At 47.7% G+C, this 20,579-nt stretch carries 17 protein-coding genes and 1 pseudogene; 4 read left to right on the top strand and 14 right to left on the bottom strand.

The features are described from left to right. Nucleotides 1-242: 242 nt before the first annotated feature. Entirely contained in the window at nucleotides 243-1,226 is a 984-nt protein-coding gene (locus GPL15_RS10445) for a hypothetical protein (RefSeq protein ID WP_215698620.1), read from the bottom strand. A 234-nt stretch (nucleotides 1,227-1,460) separates the two neighbouring features. After that, a complete protein-coding gene (locus GPL15_RS27970; RefSeq protein ID WP_346344940.1) occupies nucleotides 1,461-1,586 on the bottom strand; it encodes a DUF6783 domain-containing protein in 126 nt (41 codons plus the stop codon). On the opposite strand from GPL15_RS27970, the pseudogene GPL15_RS27965 reads away from it, so the two are divergent. Beyond that, nucleotides 1,545-1,673: pseudogene (locus tag GPL15_RS27965) on the top strand (DUF6783 domain-containing protein); the annotation flags it as partial. The gene GPL15_RS27970 and the pseudogene GPL15_RS27965 overlap by 42 nt on opposite strands. Here the strand turns inward: GPL15_RS27965 and GPL15_RS10440 are convergent. Genes GPL15_RS10440 through GPL15_RS10430 form a run of 3 tightly spaced genes read right to left on the bottom strand, consistent with a single transcriptional unit; the run spans nucleotide 1,636 to nucleotide 4,735 of the window. Further along, entirely contained in the window at nucleotides 1,636-2,499 is an 864-nt protein-coding gene (locus GPL15_RS10440; RefSeq protein ID WP_215698619.1) for a carbohydrate ABC transporter permease, read from the bottom strand. The pseudogene GPL15_RS27965 and the gene GPL15_RS10440 overlap by 38 nt on opposite strands. Before the next feature lie 10 nt (nucleotides 2,500-2,509). Next, a complete protein-coding gene (locus tag GPL15_RS10435; protein ID WP_215698618.1) occupies nucleotides 2,510-3,397 on the bottom strand; it encodes a sugar ABC transporter permease in 888 nt (295 codons plus the stop codon). 15 nt (nucleotides 3,398-3,412) lie between these two features. Next, complete coding sequence (locus tag GPL15_RS10430; RefSeq protein ID WP_215698617.1) at nucleotides 3,413-4,735, bottom strand: extracellular solute-binding protein; 1,323 nt, start codon at nucleotides 4,733-4,735, stop codon at nucleotides 3,413-3,415. A 234-nt stretch (nucleotides 4,736-4,969) separates the two neighbouring features. On the opposite strand from GPL15_RS10430, the gene GPL15_RS10425 reads away from it, so the two are divergent. Together GPL15_RS10425 and GPL15_RS10420 are read left to right on the top strand one after the other, a co-directional pair. Next, nucleotides 4,970-6,712, top strand: coding sequence for a histidine kinase (locus GPL15_RS10425; RefSeq protein WP_215698616.1), 1,743 nt, complete (start codon nucleotides 4,970-4,972; stop codon nucleotides 6,710-6,712). Next, nucleotides 6,706-8,292 carry a response regulator gene (locus GPL15_RS10420; protein WP_215698615.1) on the top strand — a complete coding sequence of 529 codons (1,587 nt, stop codon included), beginning with the start codon at nucleotides 6,706-6,708 and terminating at the stop codon, nucleotides 8,290-8,292. The genes GPL15_RS10425 and GPL15_RS10420 overlap by 7 nt, the downstream gene beginning before the upstream one ends. Before the next feature lie 1,018 nt (nucleotides 8,293-9,310). On the opposite strand, the gene GPL15_RS10415 is transcribed toward GPL15_RS10420, so the two are convergent. The 9 genes from GPL15_RS10415 to GPL15_RS10375 form a co-directional block, all read right to left on the bottom strand. Further along, a complete protein-coding gene (locus GPL15_RS10415) occupies nucleotides 9,311-10,102 on the bottom strand; it encodes an RnfABCDGE type electron transport complex subunit B (protein ID WP_252198295.1) in 792 nt (263 codons plus the stop codon). A 16-nt stretch (nucleotides 10,103-10,118) separates the two neighbouring features. Then, nucleotides 10,119-10,694 carry an electron transport complex subunit RsxA gene (gene rsxA / locus GPL15_RS10410; RefSeq protein WP_215698614.1) on the bottom strand — a complete coding sequence of 192 codons (576 nt, stop codon included), beginning with the start codon at nucleotides 10,692-10,694 and terminating at the stop codon, nucleotides 10,119-10,121. Nucleotides 10,695-10,707: 13 nt separating this feature from the next. Then, nucleotides 10,708-11,499 carry an electron transport complex subunit E gene (locus GPL15_RS10405; RefSeq protein ID WP_215698613.1) on the bottom strand — a complete coding sequence of 264 codons (792 nt, stop codon included), beginning with the start codon at nucleotides 11,497-11,499 and terminating at the stop codon, nucleotides 10,708-10,710. Between the two features lie 15 nt (nucleotides 11,500-11,514). Continuing rightward, on the bottom strand, nucleotides 11,515-12,129 hold the full coding sequence (locus GPL15_RS10400) for an RnfABCDGE type electron transport complex subunit G (RefSeq protein WP_215698612.1): 615 nt from the start codon (nucleotides 12,127-12,129) through the stop codon (nucleotides 11,515-11,517). 1 nt (nucleotide 12,130) lies between these two features. Next, the gene (locus GPL15_RS10395) at nucleotides 12,131-13,051 is read right to left on the bottom strand and encodes an RnfABCDGE type electron transport complex subunit D (protein WP_215698611.1); all 921 of its coding nucleotides are present in this window, start codon (nucleotides 13,049-13,051) and stop codon (nucleotides 12,131-12,133) included. An 11-nt stretch (nucleotides 13,052-13,062) separates the two neighbouring features. After that, nucleotides 13,063-14,388 (bottom strand): electron transport complex subunit RsxC, encoded by a 1,326-nt coding sequence (gene rsxC / locus GPL15_RS10390; protein ID WP_215698610.1) that lies wholly within the window; start codon nucleotides 14,386-14,388, stop codon nucleotides 13,063-13,065. Nucleotides 14,389-15,311: 923 nt separating this feature from the next. Beyond that, on the bottom strand, nucleotides 15,312-16,460 hold the full coding sequence (locus GPL15_RS10385) for a PrpF domain-containing protein (RefSeq protein WP_215698609.1): 1,149 nt from the start codon (nucleotides 16,458-16,460) through the stop codon (nucleotides 15,312-15,314). A gap of 1 nt (nucleotide 16,461) precedes the next feature. Then, nucleotides 16,462-17,970, bottom strand: a complete 1,509-nt coding sequence (locus GPL15_RS10380; RefSeq protein WP_215698608.1) for a tripartite tricarboxylate transporter permease — start codon at nucleotides 17,968-17,970, stop codon at nucleotides 16,462-16,464. An 11-nt stretch (nucleotides 17,971-17,981) separates the two neighbouring features. Beyond that, nucleotides 17,982-19,385 carry a tripartite tricarboxylate transporter substrate-binding protein gene (locus GPL15_RS10375; RefSeq protein ID WP_215698607.1) on the bottom strand — a complete coding sequence of 468 codons (1,404 nt, stop codon included), beginning with the start codon at nucleotides 19,383-19,385 and terminating at the stop codon, nucleotides 17,982-17,984. Between the two features lie 209 nt (nucleotides 19,386-19,594). Between GPL15_RS10375 and GPL15_RS10370 the strand changes: the two genes are divergently transcribed. Further along, on the top strand, nucleotides 19,595-20,503 hold the full coding sequence (locus GPL15_RS10370) for a LysR family transcriptional regulator (protein ID WP_215698606.1): 909 nt from the start codon (nucleotides 19,595-19,597) through the stop codon (nucleotides 20,501-20,503). Nucleotides 20,504-20,579: the final 76 nt, after the last annotated feature.

Genomic DNA, 20,579 nt, shown 5'->3' with positions numbered 1-20,579 from the left:
AGAAACTGAAAACCAAATCAGTTTCTGAGATGCCCACTGAACGGTAAAGTCCATAAAGAGTTTACCGTGAATGGGCATCGAACCGTCTTTTTTCATCCCTGGAGGCTTAGATTCACTTACGGTTGGAAGCTGGTTTTCATCCCCGACGGATGCCCCTCGGCCTGGCCCCTTCCAAAAATCTGGCCGTCTGTCCGCCCCCTCCTCCCGCTTTTCTGCGTACCTTTCATCAACTAAATCCCAATTTATCTCTGCATAACTCCCGCCGGAAACTCCTTCACCAGGTTGATGAAATAGGCCTCCTCTTTGGAGATCCCGGCCTTATTCCAGTCGATCTGCCTTTCATATCCGGCGTAATCGGAAATCCTCACGGCACACAGAAGGCCGCTCTCCCCTCTTTCATAGGCCGCCACTCCGGACAATGCCACCCGGGACAATTCTTTCTGTCCGGCTTCGGATACAATATGTACCCATTCGATAATGCAGTTCTTTCCGTCGTCGGTCAGGGTTTCATATCTCATGCCCACACAGCGGGGAATGTAAGTCGCCATGTGTTCGAATTTCTTCCTCATCTCGTCCTTGTTGGAAACTTCATGCTCTCCTTCTTTTAACGGTTCATAGCCGCCGAACAGGCAGTGGTCCTCCATGGCGCCTAAAATCCTGTCCACGTCGGCCGACGGCACATGGTGAAGGGCTTCGTAATATTCCCTGACCGCTCCGGTCAAAAGACCGGGCTCTCCCATTTCCAGATGGGATGCCTGAAAAATCGGCTTTCTGTATGGGGTGATCTGAGGAAGGTAGGTGCAGTGGAAATAAATTCTCACCTCGTCCAGGGTTGTGGGAGTTCTCAAATCTCCGATCACAAACATGGGAACCTGGTCGATCCATTCCTCTGTCTCGAAGTTAACCACCAGTTCCGTAATGCTCCTTCCGTTGGCCCTGGTCTGAATCACAGGAACTGCTTCTGCCCTTATGGCGTGGAACCAGTCCGGCAGAGTTTCGGCAAACTGTCTTATGCCTTCCCTGCCTTCAAATCGTCCATGGGGCGCGTCCACCGCCGTTTTTCCACCGCCAAACAGCTTTTCCTCTTCGAATAGTCCCACCGCTTTCTCAATATCTCCGGCACAGACCGCTCTCATAAATATGAGTTCCGGCGCGTCCTCTGAAATGGGGTGGCTGTCATTTTTATATAGCCGTTCCAGGGAACTGGCTTTTCTGATCTCTTTCATTTTGCATATCTCCTATATAATAATTCTATATCCAGATACACAGGTTATGGGTTTATCCACTTTAATCATATGGAGAACTCATCTATACGATGGTTCTCACCACAATTTTTGCTTCCCATTTCATCACCCATGCAATCTCCTATGTAATCTCCCGTATCATTTACGTATTACTTATCCTGTTTCAAATACACGCTAAGAATATCCGTACATTTATAATTGAACTAAGGGACCTGTTCAAATCGTCCTCCTAGAGCGTGTTTGAAAATTGCTTTCTGGCAGCTGTGCGTCACAGTTTGTGGGAGATTTGTTCCGAATGAGGGAGACGTAGCGGGCTACGTTGACCGAATTCGGGGCAAATATACCGCAAAGTGGGGCGTGCAGATGACGGAAATGAATTTTCAAACACACTCTAGCCCTTCACCGCCCCGGCCATCATTCCCTTCATGATCTGTTTGGAAAAACATATATAGATCAAAAAAGCCGGAAGGATGGAAATGAACATGGAGGTCATTACCCTTGGATAATCCGTCACATAGTCCCCTTTAAAGCGCATCAGCGCCAGGGGAAGGGTATACAGTTTCTCCCGGTTGAACAAAATCAGGGAAAATGGGAACTCATTCCACACGTGGAAGAAACAGATGATGGCGCAGGTGGCCAGCACCGGCTTTGCCACCGGCATGATGATGGTGAACAAGGTCCTGGAAAAAGAACTTCCGTCAATGGCAGCCGCTTCCTCCAGCTCCTTTGGCATGGATTCTATGTATCCTCTCACCAGAAATATGGTCGTAGTCACTTCCATGCAGATACAGGGCAGTATGGTTGAATACCATTTGTTGTAAAGCCCCACCGCGGAAAACAGGATATAGGTAGGGATTAAAATGGCGTGAACCGGTATAAACAGGTTGCATGTGTATAAACCGGACAGGAAACGTTTGCCGAAAAACTGGAACCGGGCCAGAAAGTATCCGTTGATAAATGCGAACATCACCACGCAGGTCACGACGATTGCGGAAATCCGCACCGTATTGAACATGGCCCCCAGAAGATTCATTCTGGTCAGCACGTATTCATAATTCACAAGATTAGCAAATGATTTCGGTAGCGCCAGCACATTTGCCGAAAATTCCGTCATCGTTTTAAATGTGGAATAGAACAGCCAGACCACCGGAAGTATACAGGTAAATGCATAAAAAAGCGGTACGGCGTTCAACAAAACGACGGACATCACAGAGAAAACCGTCACCCTGCCCTCTTTATTTTTAAATCTCTTCATGAATCTCCCCTCACTCCTTTTTGCCTCCCACAGACATCACCCCATTGGAAATCAGAAACAAAATGATGGTGATGGCCAGGATAAATACGGATATGGCGCTGCCGTATCCCATGTTCATCTGGCTGAAGGATACATTATAAGCGTACAGTGCCAGCACATTGGAAGCAAATCCCGGCCCCCCGTTTGTCAGCGTCATGATATGGTCAAATACCTTCATGTTGGCCGATATGCATAAAAACACACAGATCAGAAGCGTATTCTTTATCATGGGAAGGGTGATATAAACCGCCTTCTGGACTGCTCCCGCCCCATCGATGGACGAACTTTCATAAATATCCTGGTCGATAGAGGTCATGGCTGAAACCAGGATGACCAGATGAAATCCCACATACTGCCAGACGAGGGGGATGCACACACAGAGCATAACCGTGGATTCCTGCCCCAGCCATGGCGCAATCAAATCGGACCTTCCGAGGAATTCCAAAAACTTAACCACAATTCCATAATTGTAGTCGAACACCATTTTCCACACATAACCGATGACAACCGCTGAAATGGTCACAGGAAAATAGATTACCGTCCTGCAAAGACCTGCCAAAAATGTTTTGGAAGAGCTCAATATGCAGGCCAGGAGAAATGCGATCCCGATCTGCCCCACCAGGCTGACCGCCACCAAAAACAGGTTGTTTTTCAGAGCGATCCAGACATTGGGGTCATTGATCAGGGTGATATAGTTCTGAAGGCCTGTGAAACTGAATTTCCTGATGTTGGAAAACTTAAAAAAGCTCAGTAAAACGGAGGCCGCCGCCGGAATGATGAATACAAAAATATAAATGCACAAACACGGTAACAGATATGCGATGAAAACGCCTTTTTTAGGCCGTATTGCACGGTTCATCCCTTTTCTCCTTGTCTATAGCTGATCCTGAAATGCCTGCAGTTTCTGAGCCATTTCTTCCGGCGTATTGTTTCCCGCAAGCAGGCTCTGGGTCTCCGCCTGCATCAGGTTGGCGATGCCCTGGTTAAAATAGTCATTGAAGTTCAGCCCGGAATCGGGAGTGTTCAAAACTTCTGCAAACTCTTCGTACTGCGGGCCTTTTCCGGTGAAATCCAGCTCGGTTTTCACTGGGGTTGTGCTGGCCCGTTCAGACATAAACGCGGCGTAATCCTGGCTGCTGATCTGTTTTACCAGTTCGATTGCGGCTTCCCGTTCCGCGCCTTCTAGTTTAGAGCTGACGCCTACCGCGGCGCCCACTGCGGAAACAAGGGTCGGCTTCGCTCCGTTGGCCGCCGGCAAAATCACCACTCCGGTATTGTCCCATACGTCCTTGTATTCTTCGGACATATTTTTGGCCGTATCAATTCCCCAGGTTCCAACCGCGTGGGCAGCGGCATTTCCCTGCATATACCAGCCCATGGCCCACATATCATCCTGCATATTGAAGTCTTCATTAAATAAAACTGACATCTTCTGGAGTTCTCTCATGGCCTCGATAAAACAGTCATCCGTCCATTTGGCCTTTCCGTCTCCGGCGATCATGGATTCCACCCACTCTTTTCCGCAGTAGTCATAGAGAAGCGGGCTTGTAAAATAGGATACCGCGTTCCATTTTGCCGTATTTCCAAAGGATACGGCGGTAATTCCCTTTTCTTTAAATACGTTTCCTGCCTCTATGAGTTCATCCATGGTGGCCGGAAATGTGTCGTATCCGGCTTCCTTCCACATTTTTTTATTGTACAGAATCAGATTGTAAGCGGAGTGTTTGTTGGGCATTCCCCACACCTTTCCGTCATAGGTGACGGAATAAAGGCCGTCCACGTAATCGTCAGGATTCACATATTCGGTCAGATCCACCAGCATATTATTTTCCACCATATTTTCCAGCCAGGTGTATTTCACATAGGTGACGTCGGGAAGTTCATCCGCCGCGATCAGAGCCAGATATTTGTTTAGGATTTCCGAATTGGCAACCGTAGTCTCTTCCAAATGCACCCAGGGGTGTTCTTCCTGATATTTGTCCAGCATGGCGCGGAAACCTGCGCTGCTGACAATGTTTTCCGCCGCTTCTGCGGAATGCTCATGCAGAATTGAAAGCGTCACCTCCTCATGCTGTTCCTCGCCGGCGCCCGAACCGTTCTCCTGAGGCTGCGTTTTGGCTCCACAGGCCGCTGTTCCCATCATCAGTCCCCCGGCCAGAAACACTGCCGTCATTTTTGCCGCTGCTCTTCGTTTCATCCCTTCTCCTCCTTAAACAATGATTTTATGTCGTTATTGTAGGACAAATTCCTCTGTATTTACAGATTATTTTTTGTTCCATTTATTATTTCACAACAATATATGGAATATTATCTTTGTTACTTTCTAATCAAATGTTACGATTCTTGCTGTTTAGGCAAAATTTGGAATATTCTCCAATTAACGCTTATGTGTTACTATAAAAGAAAAGTATGAAAGAAGCATAAGGATTTTATGAAAAAAAACAGCCTGCTTTCCAAGCTGATCATCTCTAATTTAGTGTTTTTTCTGCTGCCGGCTGTGGTCTGCCTGATTCTGGCCTCAGTTTTTTTCAGCAACCGCCTGCTGACGGACCGGCGGACCACCACCCAGTACATATTAAATGACGTCTCCACCTCTGTTTCCGGCCTTTTGACCGGTATCAGCAACATTTCCGTATCCATCATTGCGGACGACACCATACGGGATTTCATACTGGCGGATCATCCAGCTCCCACTTCCCAATATCTGGAGCTGTACTCCCAGGCCCTTTCCACCCTGCAGACCATGATTTCCCAAAATACGGCCATACGGAATATTTATATCCAGACAATCGACGGCCGCCAACTCTGTACCGGTGCTTATTCAAAAAATGCTCCGATCTTTACGGAGCAGGAATTGACGGACATGAACAGCACCTATGGACAGTGGGCCTTATTTTCAGAAGGGGAACAGCTAAGTTTCTGCCGCTCCATACGGGACATGTATCACCCGGACGACAAAATCGCCTATTTAAAAATCATGATCAACCGTTCTGCCCTGAACCGTTTTTTCACCTCCTCACAAATGCCGGACGACATTTTCTTCGCATTGTGGAGCCAGGACGGGCGGATGCTGACACACAATCTGACAGGGCAGAACCGCTGGCTGACGGATCAACCGGATCTTAACACTCTGTTTCGTTTAAAACAGGGGGAGCGCCTTCCCCTTCACGGGGAAGACGGATATTACTATGCCCTCTCGTCCAGGTTGTTTCACGGCAGATTGTATCTGACGGAGTTTGCCGTCGATAAAAAGATCTTTTACCGGCGGATGATTCTGGTCATCATTCTGGCGCTGACCTGTATTTTCGTCATCTTTGCTGCTGTTCAGATCATTTTTTACCGGCACTTTTTAGTCAGGCCGGTTCTTCATCTGGGAAAGCTGATGGAATCCATAGAATTGGAAGATTATTCGGTTCAGTTTGATTATAAAGTCAGCCGGGAACTGGAACAGCTGGTCAGCCGCTTCAATACCATGTCAAAACGGCTTCATTTTCTGTACAGCCAGGTTTACCAGACAAACCTTCAGTATAAGGAAGCGGAAATCAAGAACCTGCAGGCGGAAATCAATCCCCATTTTCTATACAACGTACTGGATTCCATCTGCTGGCTGATCGAACTGGGCCGCACGGAAAATGCGTCCCGCATGGTGCGCATGCTCTCCTCCCTGTTCCGGCTGTCCTTAATCCGCACGGACGACGGCTTGATTCCTCTGTCCAAAGAGCTGGAGCATGTGAATTTATACGTAAATCTCCAGCAGGAGCGGTTTGAAAATCATTTTCAGTTCACCTTGGATGTGGAGGAGACCATAGACTGTTCTTCCGTTTACGTGATGAAACTTCTGTTACAGCCTTTGGTGGAAAATGCCATTGTACACGGCATTGTGCCGGATCGGAATGACGGCGAAATCATTGTAACCGTGTACAGAGAAAATGAGGATCTGATCTATCACATCTATGATAACGGCATCGGAATTGATCCTGATTCTATCCGCAGGCTGCTGGCGCACTCCAATCCGCCTGCGGATACTCACGGCCTTGCGTTAAACAATATCAACGAGCGGCTCAAGTTAAAATACGGCGACGCTTACGGGCTGTCTTACTTCCGCCCCGGCATGGGAGGCAGCATTTTCATAGTCAGGCAGCCAGTCATCACAAAGGAGGAACCTATATGTTAAAAGTTTTATTGATCGATGACGAATCCATTGTCCGTCAGGGACTCCGCCAGGCGGTGGACTGGGCTTCGTTAAACCTCACCGTGGTGGGCGAGGCCGACAGCGTTCCTGCGGCCATGAATCTGGCCCGCGCTTACCAGCCGGATATCTTTTTGTGCGACATCCGCCTGCCCGGAGAAGACGGCTTCGCATTTATCGACCAGGTAAAAAAAGTCCTACCCCACTCCCAGATCATCATATTGAGCGGCTATGGGGATCAGGCTTACATGCTGAACGCCATCCGTCACGGCGTTTGCGCCTATCTGCTGAAACCTTCTTCGGTTTCGGAAATATGCGAAGCCCTGAACAGGGCTTCCGCCATACTTTATGAGCAGAGGCAAAAAGACCAGGATTATCAAAAAAATTCCCAGTTTCTCTATGAAAATACCGACACCTTAAAGATGCATTTTTTTGACAAGCTGCTGACACAGAACATGTCTCCGGCCCGGCTTGCGTCTTATGCCTCCTCCCTCGATTTAACCCTCAAAGGGCCGTTTTACCTTTTGCTGCTGACCGCCCATCCCTCCATGGAATCCATGTGGGATTACATCAACAAACTGGCATTTTCCCTCCGGGACTACTCTCCGATCATATCGCCGCTGCCCAAAAATGAGTTGATGGCAGTGATTTTGAATAGTCCTGACGGCGGCATATCCAGCGGCAGCTTTATAACGGGCAGCGGCTCTCCCGATAACGACATATCTGGCGGCGCTTCGCCCGGCAGCAGCATACCGGCGGCTTTCATGCAGGCCTGCCATACCCCGGCATTTCCCTCTGACAGCCCGCCTCTGTGCATCACGCCGCTCTGTAAAAGCCCGCTGATGTTCGTCCGGTACTTCCGCAAAATGGAAGATTTTATCTCCCGGAGCATGTGGTTTAATCCGGGCCAGGTCTATCCCATAGAATCCCTGGATCTGCCACCCTTCCCTCAAAAGCAGCTTCGGGATCTGGAACACACCTTCGCCCTGGCATTAAAAAATGAAGAAGGAAACGCCGCATCCAAAGCATTTAACAAGATCATGGATCTGCTGGAATCCCATAAAACAGCCAACAGCAAATTTCAGGAAGAAATTTCCTATCTGCTGCGGATCTCATGCACCATCAGGAATGTAAAAAGGCCCCTCCCCCTCAGCATTCCCCTGTCTATGGATGGAGTAACACAATTATTTTTTAAATATCTGGGCGATTTCACCCAGTTTTCTTCCAAAGGCCCCGGAAAATCCCTGGCCCAGAAAGCTCTGGACTACATTCAGCTCCACTACAATGAAAGTTTGACATTAGACGGCATCGCAGAGGAATTATTCATCTCCCCCACCTATCTGTCCCACCTGATCAAGGAAAAGACTGACCGGGGATTCCAGGACTGGCTCCACTATTTCCGCATCCAAAAAGCCTGCGGACTGCTGAAAGAAACCGATATGACCACAAATTCCATCTCCGAGGCCGTTGGATACAATTCCTATAAACTGTTTTCTGAACACATGAAAAAAGAGACGGGCATGACCGCCTCCGAATACCGTTTTTATTACAAAAGGGGGATTTGAACTGGTAAGTTACGCCTGGAAGAAGGGGAAGCCGGAGGGGCGGGACTTGGATCAAAGGGCTTCGAGATCGGATTCCGCCCCTAAGAGATACTAAGGCCTTCAAGGACGAAAAAAGACAGGGCGGCGCCCATTCGAGGTGAACTTCTTATAACTTCACCTCTCAGCGGGCGCCTCAGAAACTGATTCGGAATTCAGTTTCTGCCTGTCTTTTTTCATCCTTGAAGACCAAGTATCTCTAAGGGGCTCCATACGACCTCGAAGCCCTTTGATCCAAGTCCCGCCCCTCCGGCTTCCCCTTCTTCCAGGCTGTGTACTGGCTGAGCTGAATATAAAAAAGCTTTTGTTCAGTTAGTTCCTGTCTTTCTTCTGTTTTGTTTCGAAGTATTCTAAAGGGAGACAGTTCCACACCATACGATCGAACTGTCTCCCTTTATGTCTGAATTTTCCGTTGTCCTCCAACCATCCGATCCTTTATCCAGGACCATCCATCAAATTTTATGTATCAGATACACGAGCGGAACTACGTCAGCTATCCTATTTTTAGTATATGTAATTTTAACATTTGAATCATCAACTGAACATTCCATAATGTTCAATTTCAAATTTTTTACTAATTTTTTTATATCTATAATTATTTATAATTTATTTTTAATTTCCAGCTCCCGAGAAAACCAGCAGGAAAGCGGAGAGAGGCTGCGGGCGGGGCGGATGAACAAAAACGGGGTGGGGAACATATGTAAGCCGCTTAGTGGAACTTAGGTTTTCAGAATAAAAAAAGGCGGGCAGAAACTGATAACCGAATCAGTTTCTGAGATGCCCCTGAACGGTAAAGTCCATAAAGAGTTTACCGTGAATGGGCATCGGACCGCCTTTTTTTATTCTGAAAGCCTTAGTTCCACTTGCGGCTGGAATCAGATCCCCGCCCCGTTTTTGTTCATCCGCCCCGCCCGGTCTTCCTGTCTCCGGACGCGGCCTCTCTCCGCTTTCCTGCGTAACTTCCTCAACGAAACCATGGAAATTATTTAATAATCTTAACCGGACACTTCACAGCGCACTTGCCGCAGTTGGTACATTTCTCATAGTCGATCACGGCCACGTTATTGTCCATGTGGATTGCGTCAAATTCACACTGTTTGGTACAAAGAGTACATCCGATACATCCTGAGGCACATTTTGCCTTCACATCTTTGCCCTTGTCGTGGGAGCTGCACTGTACCAGGTGTTCCGCCTTATACGGCACCAGCTCGATTAAATGGTTCGGGCAGACTGCGGTACATTTGCCGCAGGCAACACATTTTTCCTTGTCTACCACTGCCACGCCGTCGATTACATGGATGGCGTCAAAGGCACAGGCCTTCACACAGGAGCCGTAGCCCATACATCCGTAAGCACAGGCTTTTTCGCCCGCTCCCGGAACTACGGAAACCTTCTGGCAGTCGTCGATACCGAAGTAATTGTACTGTAATTTCGTCTTGTCACAAGTACCTTTACACTTTACAAAAGCAACTTTCTTTTCTGAGCTTCCGCTTTCAACACCCATGATGGCGGCGATTTTTTCCGCTACCGGGGCGCCTCCAACCGGACAGGCTCCTACTTCCGCTTCGCCCGCTGCGATGGCTTTTGCAAGGCCGTCACATCCGGGATATCCACATCCGCCGCAGTTGTTGCCTGGCAGTTCGTTGCGGACCAGAATTTCTTTTTCATCTACTTCTACTTTAAACTTTTCACTGGCAACTCCCAGCAATACGCCGATCAATAATCCAACCAGACCTACTACCACGGCTGCCGCTAACATTCCCTGTACTATCATTCTCCGTCTCCTCCCCTTAAATTAATCCGGAAAATCCGAAAAACGCGATTGCCATAAGACCTGAGGTAATCAAAACAATGGGTGACCCCTGGATTGTATGAGGAATGTCATTGTGTTCAATCTTTTCACGGATTCCGGCAAGCATAACAATGGCGATTGTAAAGCCGACTGCCGTACCAATACCGTTAACAACACTAGTGATAAAGTCATATTCCTTCTGAACGTTTGTCAATGCTACACCTAATACAGCACAGTTTGTAGTGATAAGAGGAAGGAACACGCCTAAAGATTCATAAAGAGCCGGCATGGACTTCTTCAAAAACATCTCTACGAACTGAACCAGAGCTGCGATAACCAGGATAAATACGATTGTCTGGAGATATTCCAAATGGAAGGTTACCAGAATACCGTCATAAATCAAACTTGCTACAATCGATGCGATCGTAATAACAAAGATTACGGCAGCACCCATACCTGCAGAAGTTTCTACTTTCTTAGAAACGCCAAGGAATGGACACAGACCTAAGAACTGGCTCAGTACGACGTTGTTTACAAGCGCGGAGCCAATGGCTACTAACAATAACTCTTTCATCTAATCCATCCTCCTATTCTTCTTTTTTTCCGGTAGTTTTTTCTAACTGTGCCTGTTTAGCAGCTACTTCTGCTTTTTTCTTCGCCAACGCTTCTTCTTCCGCCTGTCTTAAACGGGTTTCCAGAATGTCATGGTTCGCCATACAGGAAGAACCTGTACAAGTGCTGCAGTTTCCGCCGCAGGCCAGTTTGGACTTAGGAGCGGAACCGTTGGTTGCGGAAGGCGCTTTAAAATAGTTCTGAAGCGCGGTCAGCAGGGCCAGCACGAAGAATGCGCCGGGAGCCAGAACAAAGATTGAAATCCTGAAATCTTCCGGAACGAATTCCATGTTGAAGAATGCGCCGGATCCCAGGAACTCACGGAAGATACCGATACAGGTCAAACCTACGGTAAATCCAAGTCCCATACCAATTCCGTCGAAACAGGATAATAAAGGACCGTTCTTAGAAGCATAGGACTCCGCACGCCCCAGGATGATACAGTTTACAACGATAAGCGGAATGTAAATGCCCAGCGAATCATACAGGGAAGGAAGATATCCCTGGATCAACAGCTGTACAACCGTTACCAGTGAAGCCACGATTACGATAAATGCCGGAATACGGACTCTGTCCGGGATGATATTGCGCAATGCGGAAATAATAATATTGGACATAATCAGTACGACCGTGGTACTGAGGCCCATACCCAAACCATTCACAGCCGAGGTTGTGACCGCCAATGTAGGACACATACCTAACATCAGGACGAAGGTCGGGTTTTCTTTTATAATACCGTTATACAAACGTTCTTTACATGTATTCAAACTTCCCACCTCCTGTTATTGTGCCATGCAGTTATTAGCGAAATAAACAGCCGCGTTCACTGCATTGGTTACTGCGTTTGATGTTATGGTAGCGCCGCTCATAGCATCGATTTCATTATCCGCTGCAGGCGCTGATTTTGTTACGACAAATGATTCCACTTTTTTATTGGAAAATTTATCTTTAAATGCAGGTTTTGTAGCATTCATACCCAGACCTGGGGTCTCGGAAATGGACAAAAATTCAATGCCCTTTACAGTGCCGTCGGCGTCAATACCTACGGAAACGCTGACCGCGCCGCCAAAACCGTCTTTTGACGTGGCAGATACTACGGAACCAACTACAGCGTTACTGCTGTCAACCACTTCAACTGCTTCTGATACCAGTACGTTGCCAAATCCCATGCCTGCTAATGCTTCATTGGCAGCCGGGATCGCCGCTGTGATTTCTTCGTTGGATGGGAAACTGTAGTCTCCCGGGAAAACCGTTTTGTAAGCTTTTTCTTTCGCCGCCTGCTGGGCTATGGCAATGGGCTCTTTTGTTATGGTATAAACACCGCCAAGACAGATACCTGCTATCAAAGTAATCACAAATAAGATAACAGCGTCTTTCATGAATCCACCTTTACTCATCTTACTTGCCCTCCTTTCCAAATGCTTTTGGAAGGGTTACCTTCTCAATTAACGGTACTAAGATGTTGCTCAGGATGATCGCATAGGAAACACCCTCTGCGGAACCGCCCCAAAGACGGAAAATACCGGTTAACAGACCGAGCAGCACGCCAAACGCAATCTGTCCCTTTGGAGTGATGGGGCTTGTTACATAATCGGTTGCCATGAAGAACGCACCGAAGATCAAACCGCCGCCGCAAAGGTGTGCCAGGGTATAGTTCACATCAAATCCGCCGAAAATGAAGATGAACAAAGCGAATGTGATGATATAGGTTGCCGGAATGCGGATGGTGATGACTTTTCTCACCAGCATATACACAGCGCCGATCAACAGGGCTACTACGGAAACCTCACCGATGGTTCCGGGGATTCTTCCGATGAACATATTCATTACATTATATTCGCCGCCGGCTCTCATTACGGCCAGAGGAGTCGCTCCTGATACGCCGTCCAGGGTAAATGTGGACATTTTCCCGGTAAAGGAAATTAACAGGAAACATCTGGCTGCCAGAGCAGGATTCATAAAGTTCTGTCCAAGGCCGCCGTATAACTGTTTTACAACCACGATCGCGAACACACCGCCTAATACAGGAATCCAGATCGGGATTGTGGGAGGCATATTTAATGCCAGGATCATACCGGTTACCAGCGCACTTCCGTCCGCAATGGTAATGGTCTTTTTCATCAGTTTCTCATATACATATTCACTCAGCACACAGGCTGCCACCGTTGCGATGATAACGAGCAGCGCTCTCAATTTAAACTGGTATACACCATACGCAGCTGCGGGGAGCATAGCGATTGCAACGTCGAACATGATGCTCTGGGTTGTCACTTTGCTTCTCACATGCGGGGATGATGATACGTTATATAATTTAGACATGTCTTCCCCTCCTACGCTTTCTTACGGCGGTTGGCCGCAACCGTCTTTCTCATCTCTTTAAATGCCTGGGTCAGCGGACGCTTTGCCGGACAGATAAAGGTACAGCTTCCGCATTCCATACATTCCATACCGTTCAGCTTTTCGAATAAGGCGCAGTCATTTCTCTCGGCCGCATCCATCATCATCTGAGGTACGATATGGCTTGGACATACGCTTACGCATTTGCCGCAGCGGATACATGCGCTGGGCGCATTGGCTGCCACTTCGTCTTTTGTGAAGCAGGTAAGCGCGGAACATGTCTTAGTTACCGGAATATTCAGATCAAAAAGCGCCATTCCCATCATAGGGCCGCCTGCAATCAGCTTTTCAGGCTCTGTCTTGAATCCGCCTGCCGCGTCCACTAATTCCTGGAAATTAGTACCGATCTTAACATTGTAGTTCTGTGGGTTGGTGACCGCATCTCCGGTTACAGTCACAATACGTCTCATGAGAGGCGTCGTCTTGCAGACTGCCATAAAAATGGCGATAATGGTATCGATATTGTCCACAATACAGCCTGCGTCGGCAGGAAGCATGGAGGAATTCACCTTTCTTCCCGTGATCGCGTTGATTAAAGAACGCTCGCCGCCCTGGGGGTACTTGGTGAGAAGGGGGCATACGCTGATTCTCGGTTCGTCCTTAACCAGGTCGGTGAGGATCTTAATCGCTTCCGGCTTGTTGTTCTCAATGCCGATCACGCCCTTCGCATTATCAAATAACTGTAAAACTACCTTTAATCCGCCTACGATCTTTTCCGGTTCCTCAATCATCATGCGGTAATCGGAAGTCAGATACGGTTCACATTCCGCACCGTTGACAAGTATGTAATCGATCTTATTTTCATCCTTAGGCGTCAGTTTCACGTGCGTTGGGAAACCAGCGCCGCCCAGACCTACAATACCTGCTGCTTTCACGATGTCGCGGATCTCCTGCTTGGAAAGCTTGGTGGAATCTCTGTCAGTTCCTAATCCTTCTACAGTTTTGTACTCGCCGTCATTCTCAATGATGACCGAATTCACCATCGCACCGTTTGCAACCCGCCTCGGTTCAATCGCCTTTACCGTTCCTGATACGGAACTGATTACGTTGGCTGAAATGAAACCGCTGGCTTCGCCGATCTTCTGTCCAGCCAGAACCTGGTCGCCCTTTGCTACCAGTGGTGTTGCAGGCGCTCCGATGTGCTGAGACATTGGAAATACCATTTCCCCTTTTGGCATCAGAATCTGTACCGGCTTGGACTCGGACAGTTCTTTTCCTTCATAAGGATGGATGCCGCCTTTAAATGTAGCCAATCCCATCTAACTAACCCTCTTTCTATACTATTTCGTTTATACCCGAAAGCGCCCAAACAGACCTCTCGGATTAACTATCTCGTACAGTATAGCACAATTCAAAATTCGAAACAATTGAAAAATTTTTATCAAATACCGCTTATTTCCTGATCTTTCCAGGAAATTGACGAAATGATTTTGTATTTTTATCAATAATTCCTGACAAAAAAAAAACGATGTAAAAACATGTCGATACTTTCATGTTTTTACAAAAATACAATTTGAAATTAATATGTGAGAAACACCAAAGAACAGAGGAAAATATCCTCAGTCTTCATCATATTTAACATATATTTTTTTGTATTTTTTTTAACGAAGTTCTTGTTTTTTATTCTTTTCATGCCCTGGTGTTCTAGTAATTTTATTATTTTTTCTCATGTCTTTTATTAGAAATTTGAATAAGTGATCGGGGGATATTTTTTCAAACTATGGGAATATGAACCGCCTGTAATAAATACATCCCTGTTTCCAAAGAGCGTCCCCATTTGCTTTAGAATCCGTGATGTACCGCATTAAAGAGTTACAGCGGAAAAATGACGTCCAGGTTTCAGTCCGCTTTTTCCCGTCTTTTCCCATTTTTCTGCCATTTAGCAGAACCATTTTAATTATCACTTCCCATTATTCCGGCCATATTGACATTTATATAACAGAATGGATTCATGAATTCTTCAGGTTTCAGGGGATTTGTTTTCAAACTTTTTATAAATACCCGGTCAGTTCACCATGCTGCATACACAGTTTGCAGACAAAATGCAGCCGTTCAGACGTCTGAATGATTACGCCTGAATGGTTACGGCAGAATAATGCAAAAAGCGGAACTGGCGGATGTCAGCTTCCCGAACATCCCCAATTCCGCTTTCTCTCAATGATCCTATCCTGAACCTGTTTTCCTATTTCCCGTTATAATATGCCATGCCGTCCATTAAGAAGTTGGCAGTACGGAATCCGGCGGTCTGCAAAACCGTCACTTCCCCGTTCTCTTCCGTCTTAAAATCCACTCCTGCAGGAAGAATCCCGCCGGGATGGCCGATCCTGATATAGGACGTATCCGCGTCCTCACGCAGCACCTGGTTTACCACGCTTCCGGGAATCACAGCCGCCGCCACCGTGCACATGGCGCCTGTCATGGCATAGGTTGGGTGGGTCTTCTGCATGGACATCATTCTGGACACGATATCCACCTGATCTTCTGCTATTTCCGTATCTCCCGCCGTCTTATAAGCGGCCGGTTTTGATACGAATGTCATCTTGGGAACTCCCGGCGTCTCCCATGCCGATTTCTTATAATCATCAATCAAACCCAGCTTCACTGCCGCAATGCCCCGGACCGTTTCCAGCCGGTCCAGCATTTCCTCATTCTGATCCAGTTCAGCAGGCAGTTCCGTTCCGTCAAGGCCCAGGTCCTCCGCTTTCACGAAGACCAGCGGGTTTGCCGCGTCCACAATTGAGATTTCCACCTCCCCGACTCCCGGCACTTCAATCCGGTCGCTGGCATGGCCGGTGGGAAGAAGTTTCCCGGTGACGGAACCGGCTGGATTTACGAAATTCAGTTTGATGGGAGCCGCGGTTCCCGGAACTCCGGCGATTGCCAGATCTCCCCTATAGTTTACCGCCCCACCTTTGGTCTGCACTTCCGACACAATGACTTTATCCGTATTCGTGTTGTAAATCCGCACCTTCGTAACATCCCCGGTTATCTTCACAAGGCCTTTTTCAATGGCATAAGGGCCTACCGCGGATGAAATGTTGCCGCAGTTTCCTTTATAGCTCACAAGCGCCTTATCCACCGATACCTGGGCAAAGGTATAGTCCACATCCGCATCTTCCCGGTCCGAAATGGAGATAATTGCCACTTTGCTGGTGACGGATGCGGCTCCGCCAAGGCCATCGATCTGCTTTTTATCCGGGCTTCCCATGAGTTCCATCAAAATCCGGTCCCTCATTTCCCCTGCCGGGGGAAGGTCCTTCTCCATAAAAAACAAACCTTTGCTCGTGCCCCCGCGCATAATCGTACAGGGGATCATGTGTTTTGATACCATACTACGCTCCTGCCTTTCCCGTCTTTTTATCTTTCAATCCCTGAAGCAGAGGAGATGCGAACGCGATCACTGCCACAACGATGATGACAACCGCCAGAGGTCTGGTGAAGATCGATACAGCGCTTCCGCCTGAAAGAATCAACTGCTTTCTCAGGTTGTTCTCCACAATGCTTCCTAAAATCAGGCCCAAAATCATGGCCGGATTGGAATAATGAAACTTATTGAATAAAATGCCGATAAAGCTGAAACCGAACATAATCAGCACATCATAAAAACTGTTGTGCAGGGAATATGCGCCTACCGTGCCCAGGGCTGCGATTACAGTACCAAGCAGAGGATAAGGGAGTTTTAAAATCTGGGCAAACTGCTTTGTAATAAATCTTCCCACTACGAAAAGGAGCAGGGACGCCAAAACGATGCCGAGGAAAATTGCATTCAATAAAACCGGCTGGTTCCTGATTAACAGCGGTCCCGGCGTCAGGTTGTGGATCATAAATGCCGCCATAATAATCGCCGCCGTAGGGCTTCCCGGTATACCGAGAACCATGGTGGGAACAAGGCTTCCTCCGATTGCCGCATTGTTGGCGCATTCCGGAGCCGCGATTCCTTCGTCACAGCCTTTTCCGAATTCTTCCGGGTGTTTGCTGGATTTGGCCGCCACTCCGTAGCTCACCAGCGAAGCGATGGAACCGCCTGCCGCAGGGATAATTCCGATGATGGTTCCGATGATGGACGATTTAAGCAGAACCGCCCACATTTTTACCAGCTCTTTTAATTTCAATGTTTCCAGGGATATTTTCTTGCTGTCCGCTACCGTAGTCGTATCCCGGTTTTTGTATTCTGCCGCATTTTTATATACTTCTGTCAGGGCGAAGGAACCGATCATGACCGGAATGTAATCGATGCCGTTTAACAGGAAGACCTGATCGAAGGTAAAACGGTAAGCTCCGTTGATGGCGTCGATGCCCACTGTGGATAAAAGAAGGCCGACACAGACGGAAAACAACGCTTTTGTCTGGTTTTTTGCTCCGATACTGGTGATACAGCTTAGACCTAACAGTCCCAGCGCAAAATATTCCGCGCTCTGGAATTTAAGCGCCAGCATTGCCAGCAAAGGTGCGCAGATCAGCATTGCGATAGCCGACATGATGCCGCCTACGGAAGAGGCCGATACGGAGACCCCCAGAGCTCTTCCCGCTTTTCCCTGCTGGGCCATGGGATAACCGTCAAATGTGGTTGCCACTGCCTCAGGAGTGCCCGGCGTTTTCAAAAGGATGGCGCTGATACTTCCGCCGCAGGCCCCGCCTACGTATACGGCCACCAGCATAACGATGGCGCTGACCGGAGTCATCGTATAAGTAAACGGCAGCATCAAAACAATTGCCATGGAGGAACTGAGGCCCGGAAGTGCGCCGCAGACCATGCCGAACATAACGCCGGCCACTACAAATACAAGATTCAATGGCGTAAAAACCTGTAAACAAGCTTCTATAATTGCTGTTGGATTCATACTCACACCTCCTAATATACGTAATAGCTCAGATCTCTGAAGAATCCCAAGCCTCTTGGCAGCGGTACGTAAAATACCTTACCAAAGATCAATACAACGAGTACCGTAAAGATTACAGTAAATATAGCCAGCACCTTGTAATTCTTATATCCCATCAGCCGGGCATTTAAGAAAGAAAAGATAAAGGTGGAAACTGCGAATCCTATGTAATTCATGGACGCCACATATAATCCCAGCATTATGATGGTGCTCAGCATGCCTGATTCCGGCTTTCCAAAGGCAAATACCTGTTTTACGCTGCCTGCTTTCTTCAAAGACTGGAGGAAAATGATGATGAGAAGCACAATGCCAAGCCCGATTATAAACACGGGAAATCCCATCTCTCCCATCACGTCGCCTTTGACATCGGACGCCACAAGCTTATCATTTTCATCCAAAAGCCCGATCTGCTTAAAGGTATCGTGAAGGCTGGAACATTCCTCGTTCCAGGACTGTCCATACGCTTCCGGTTCCATGTAACCCACGCTTAAATTCGTCTGCATTTCCTCTTCCAGAGCCGCATATCTTGGATCCTGGTAGGCTTCGTTAAATGCTTTTATCAGTGTCTGCTTGATGTCCTCCGGCACGCCCTTTGCCACACAGAACCCTCTCCATGATCCCTGGGTGAAGTCAACCCCCAGTTCTTCTGAACACGGCACATCCTGTAACAGCGGAGTGTCCACTCTCTTATCGTTTAATATAACTAACGTTTTGATATCTCCCGATTCCACCAAAGGCAGGAAGGAAGATAATTTATCCTGGTAAACATCCAGTTCTCCGCCCAGAACCGCGGCTTTTACTTCTGATCCTGATTTGTAGGGAACATAGGTCCACTGGTATCCGGCTTCCAGGGCAAATCCGTTGGCAATGTAGTCATCCAGTCCGCCCGGGCTCAATCCCCCGATTTTCAATTCGCCCGGATGCTCTTTGGCATAAGCGATCAATTCTTCCATGGTGTTAAATGGGCTGTCTGCCGCCACACCGAATGCCATCAGGTCGTTCTGCACTTTGATTAAGGGTTCAAAATGATCCCGGAACGCAAATTCCCCTGTTACATCTTTAATCAATACGGAAGGGGTTATCTCCAATACCAGATAGCCGTCCGACGGCTGGCTGGCCGTATAAGCCATTCCTTCCACTGTACCTGCTGCCGACTTATTCACACAAGTCACAGGAACCCCCAGATAGTCTTTCACAATGTCCGCATAACGTCTGGCAAAAATATCGCTGGCTCCGCCTGCTCCGAATGGAATCACCATCTCAATCGGACGCTTGGGAAATGTGGTGGTCTGTGACGACGCACATCCCGTAAGTCCCAGGGCCGCCATGATGGTTATGAGCCCCAGACAGATCAACGCTTTTATTTTCTTCCCCATTTCTACTCCTCCTTAATAAACTTCTCTTTGTCTGATAATGTGATTATAATCCTATTTTTTCCATTTGTGAAATTCATATTTTTCATCTAAATAATAGCTCAAATGCATTATTATCCCTGTATTCCGGGCTTATTATAGCCTTTTGGAATAATTATTATAGTTTTTATGGTTTAAATGTGTTAGAATATGGGGAATAGGAGGGGATGTTTATGGATTTTAAAGATATGTCTTATATTCTGGCAATTGCCAAGTATCAAAATATTACAAAGGCGGCCAGCTCGCTTTACATCAGCCAGCCCACCTTAACTAAATTTCTTCAAAAGCTGGAAAAAGAACTGAACCAGAAACTGTTTAAACGGATGGGGAATAAATTCATTTTGACCTATGCCGGAGAGCGGTACGTGGCAAAAGCCATGGAAATCCTTAAATTAAAAAATGAACTGGATCACGAGATGAACGATATCATCAACTCCAATGTGGGTATTCTGAAGGTGGCCTTTCCCGTCATGAGGGGGACTTATATGCTTCCCTGCACGCTTCCCATCTTCCAGAGCCTGTACCCCAATGTGGAACTGTCCATCTATGAAGGCAACTCCATGGAGCTGGAAGACCGGCTTCTGACCGGGGAAACAGACCTGGCTTTTTTTAATCTGCCCACCCGGAGCCCCGATATCACCTACGAGATCATCAGCCACGAGGAAATTCTCCTGGTTTTATCCGCCGACCATCCATTAGCGGGCACGGGAATCCCCACAATGGGCTGTAAGTATCCGTGGATCGATCTGTCGCTCCTAAAGAATGAACGTTTCATCCTGCAGCTTCCCGACCAGCGGACCCGGCAAATCGAAAATTCCCTGTTCCAGGAATACGAATTTGACCCCAAAATCATGCTGGTCACCAGGAACATCCAGGCGTCCTGTCTGCTGGCCTCCGTTGGAAGGGGAATCTGTTTTGTCAGTGAAAGCCATTTAAAGCATATCCACTTTGAGAAAAAACCGGTTGTCTTTTCTGTGGGCAATCCCTGTACCACGGTGGATTTTGTGGCGGCTTACAGAAAGGGAAGCTATATTCCTTATCATGCCCAGGAATATATTAAAATTGTGCGGGATTTTACTTAAAAGTGACGCAGAAAAGCGGGACGCGGGGGCGGAGGCCGGACGGGGGATCAGAATGGGCTGGGGGGCCGTCCCAGCC

It is taken from the genome of Clostridium sp. MCC353 (assembly GCF_018785315.1).
GTDB lineage: Bacteria > Bacillota > Clostridia > Lachnospirales > Lachnospiraceae > CHH4-2.
The sequence above is the reverse complement of the archived record's forward strand: the minus strand, read 5'-3'. Positions and strand labels throughout refer to the sequence as shown.

What these genes read in the sequence shown, in the direction of transcription:
- GPL15_RS10440 (WP_215698619.1), bottom strand. Translation starts at nt 2,499, where the DNA reads ATGAAGAGATTTAAAAATAAAGAGGGCAGGGTGACGGTTTTCTCTGTG.
- GPL15_RS10395 (WP_215698611.1), bottom strand. Translation starts at nt 13,051, where the DNA reads ATGTCTAAATTATATAACGTATCATCATCCCCGCATGTGAGAAGCAAA.
- GPL15_RS10445 (WP_215698620.1), bottom strand. Translation starts at nt 1,226, where the DNA reads ATGAAAGAGATCAGAAAAGCCAGTTCCCTGGAACGGCTATATAAAAAT.
- rsxC (WP_215698610.1), bottom strand. Translation starts at nt 14,388, where the DNA reads ATGGGATTGGCTACATTTAAAGGCGGCATCCATCCTTATGAAGGAAAA.
- GPL15_RS10415 (WP_252198295.1), bottom strand. Translation starts at nt 10,102, where the DNA reads ATGATAGTACAGGGAATGTTAGCGGCAGCCGTGGTAGTAGGTCTGGTT.
- GPL15_RS10420 (WP_215698615.1), top strand. Translation starts at nt 6,706, where the DNA reads ATGTTAAAAGTTTTATTGATCGATGACGAATCCATTGTCCGTCAGGGA.
- GPL15_RS10425 (WP_215698616.1), top strand. Translation starts at nt 4,970, where the DNA reads ATGAAAAAAAACAGCCTGCTTTCCAAGCTGATCATCTCTAATTTAGTG.
- rsxA (WP_215698614.1), bottom strand. Translation starts at nt 10,694, where the DNA reads ATGAAAGAGTTATTGTTAGTAGCCATTGGCTCCGCGCTTGTAAACAAC.
- GPL15_RS10375 (WP_215698607.1), bottom strand. Translation starts at nt 19,385, where the DNA reads ATGGGGAAGAAAATAAAAGCGTTGATCTGTCTGGGGCTCATAACCATC.
- GPL15_RS10435 (WP_215698618.1), bottom strand. Translation starts at nt 3,397, where the DNA reads ATGAACCGTGCAATACGGCCTAAAAAAGGCGTTTTCATCGCATATCTG.
- GPL15_RS10400 (WP_215698612.1), bottom strand. Translation starts at nt 12,129, where the DNA reads ATGAGTAAAGGTGGATTCATGAAAGACGCTGTTATCTTATTTGTGATT.
- GPL15_RS10370 (WP_215698606.1), top strand. Translation starts at nt 19,595, where the DNA reads ATGGATTTTAAAGATATGTCTTATATTCTGGCAATTGCCAAGTATCAA.
- GPL15_RS10380 (WP_215698608.1), bottom strand. Translation starts at nt 17,970, where the DNA reads ATGAATCCAACAGCAATTATAGAAGCTTGTTTACAGGTTTTTACGCCA.
- GPL15_RS10430 (WP_215698617.1), bottom strand. Translation starts at nt 4,735, where the DNA reads ATGAAACGAAGAGCAGCGGCAAAAATGACGGCAGTGTTTCTGGCCGGG.
- GPL15_RS10385 (WP_215698609.1), bottom strand. Translation starts at nt 16,460, where the DNA reads ATGGTATCAAAACACATGATCCCCTGTACGATTATGCGCGGGGGCACG.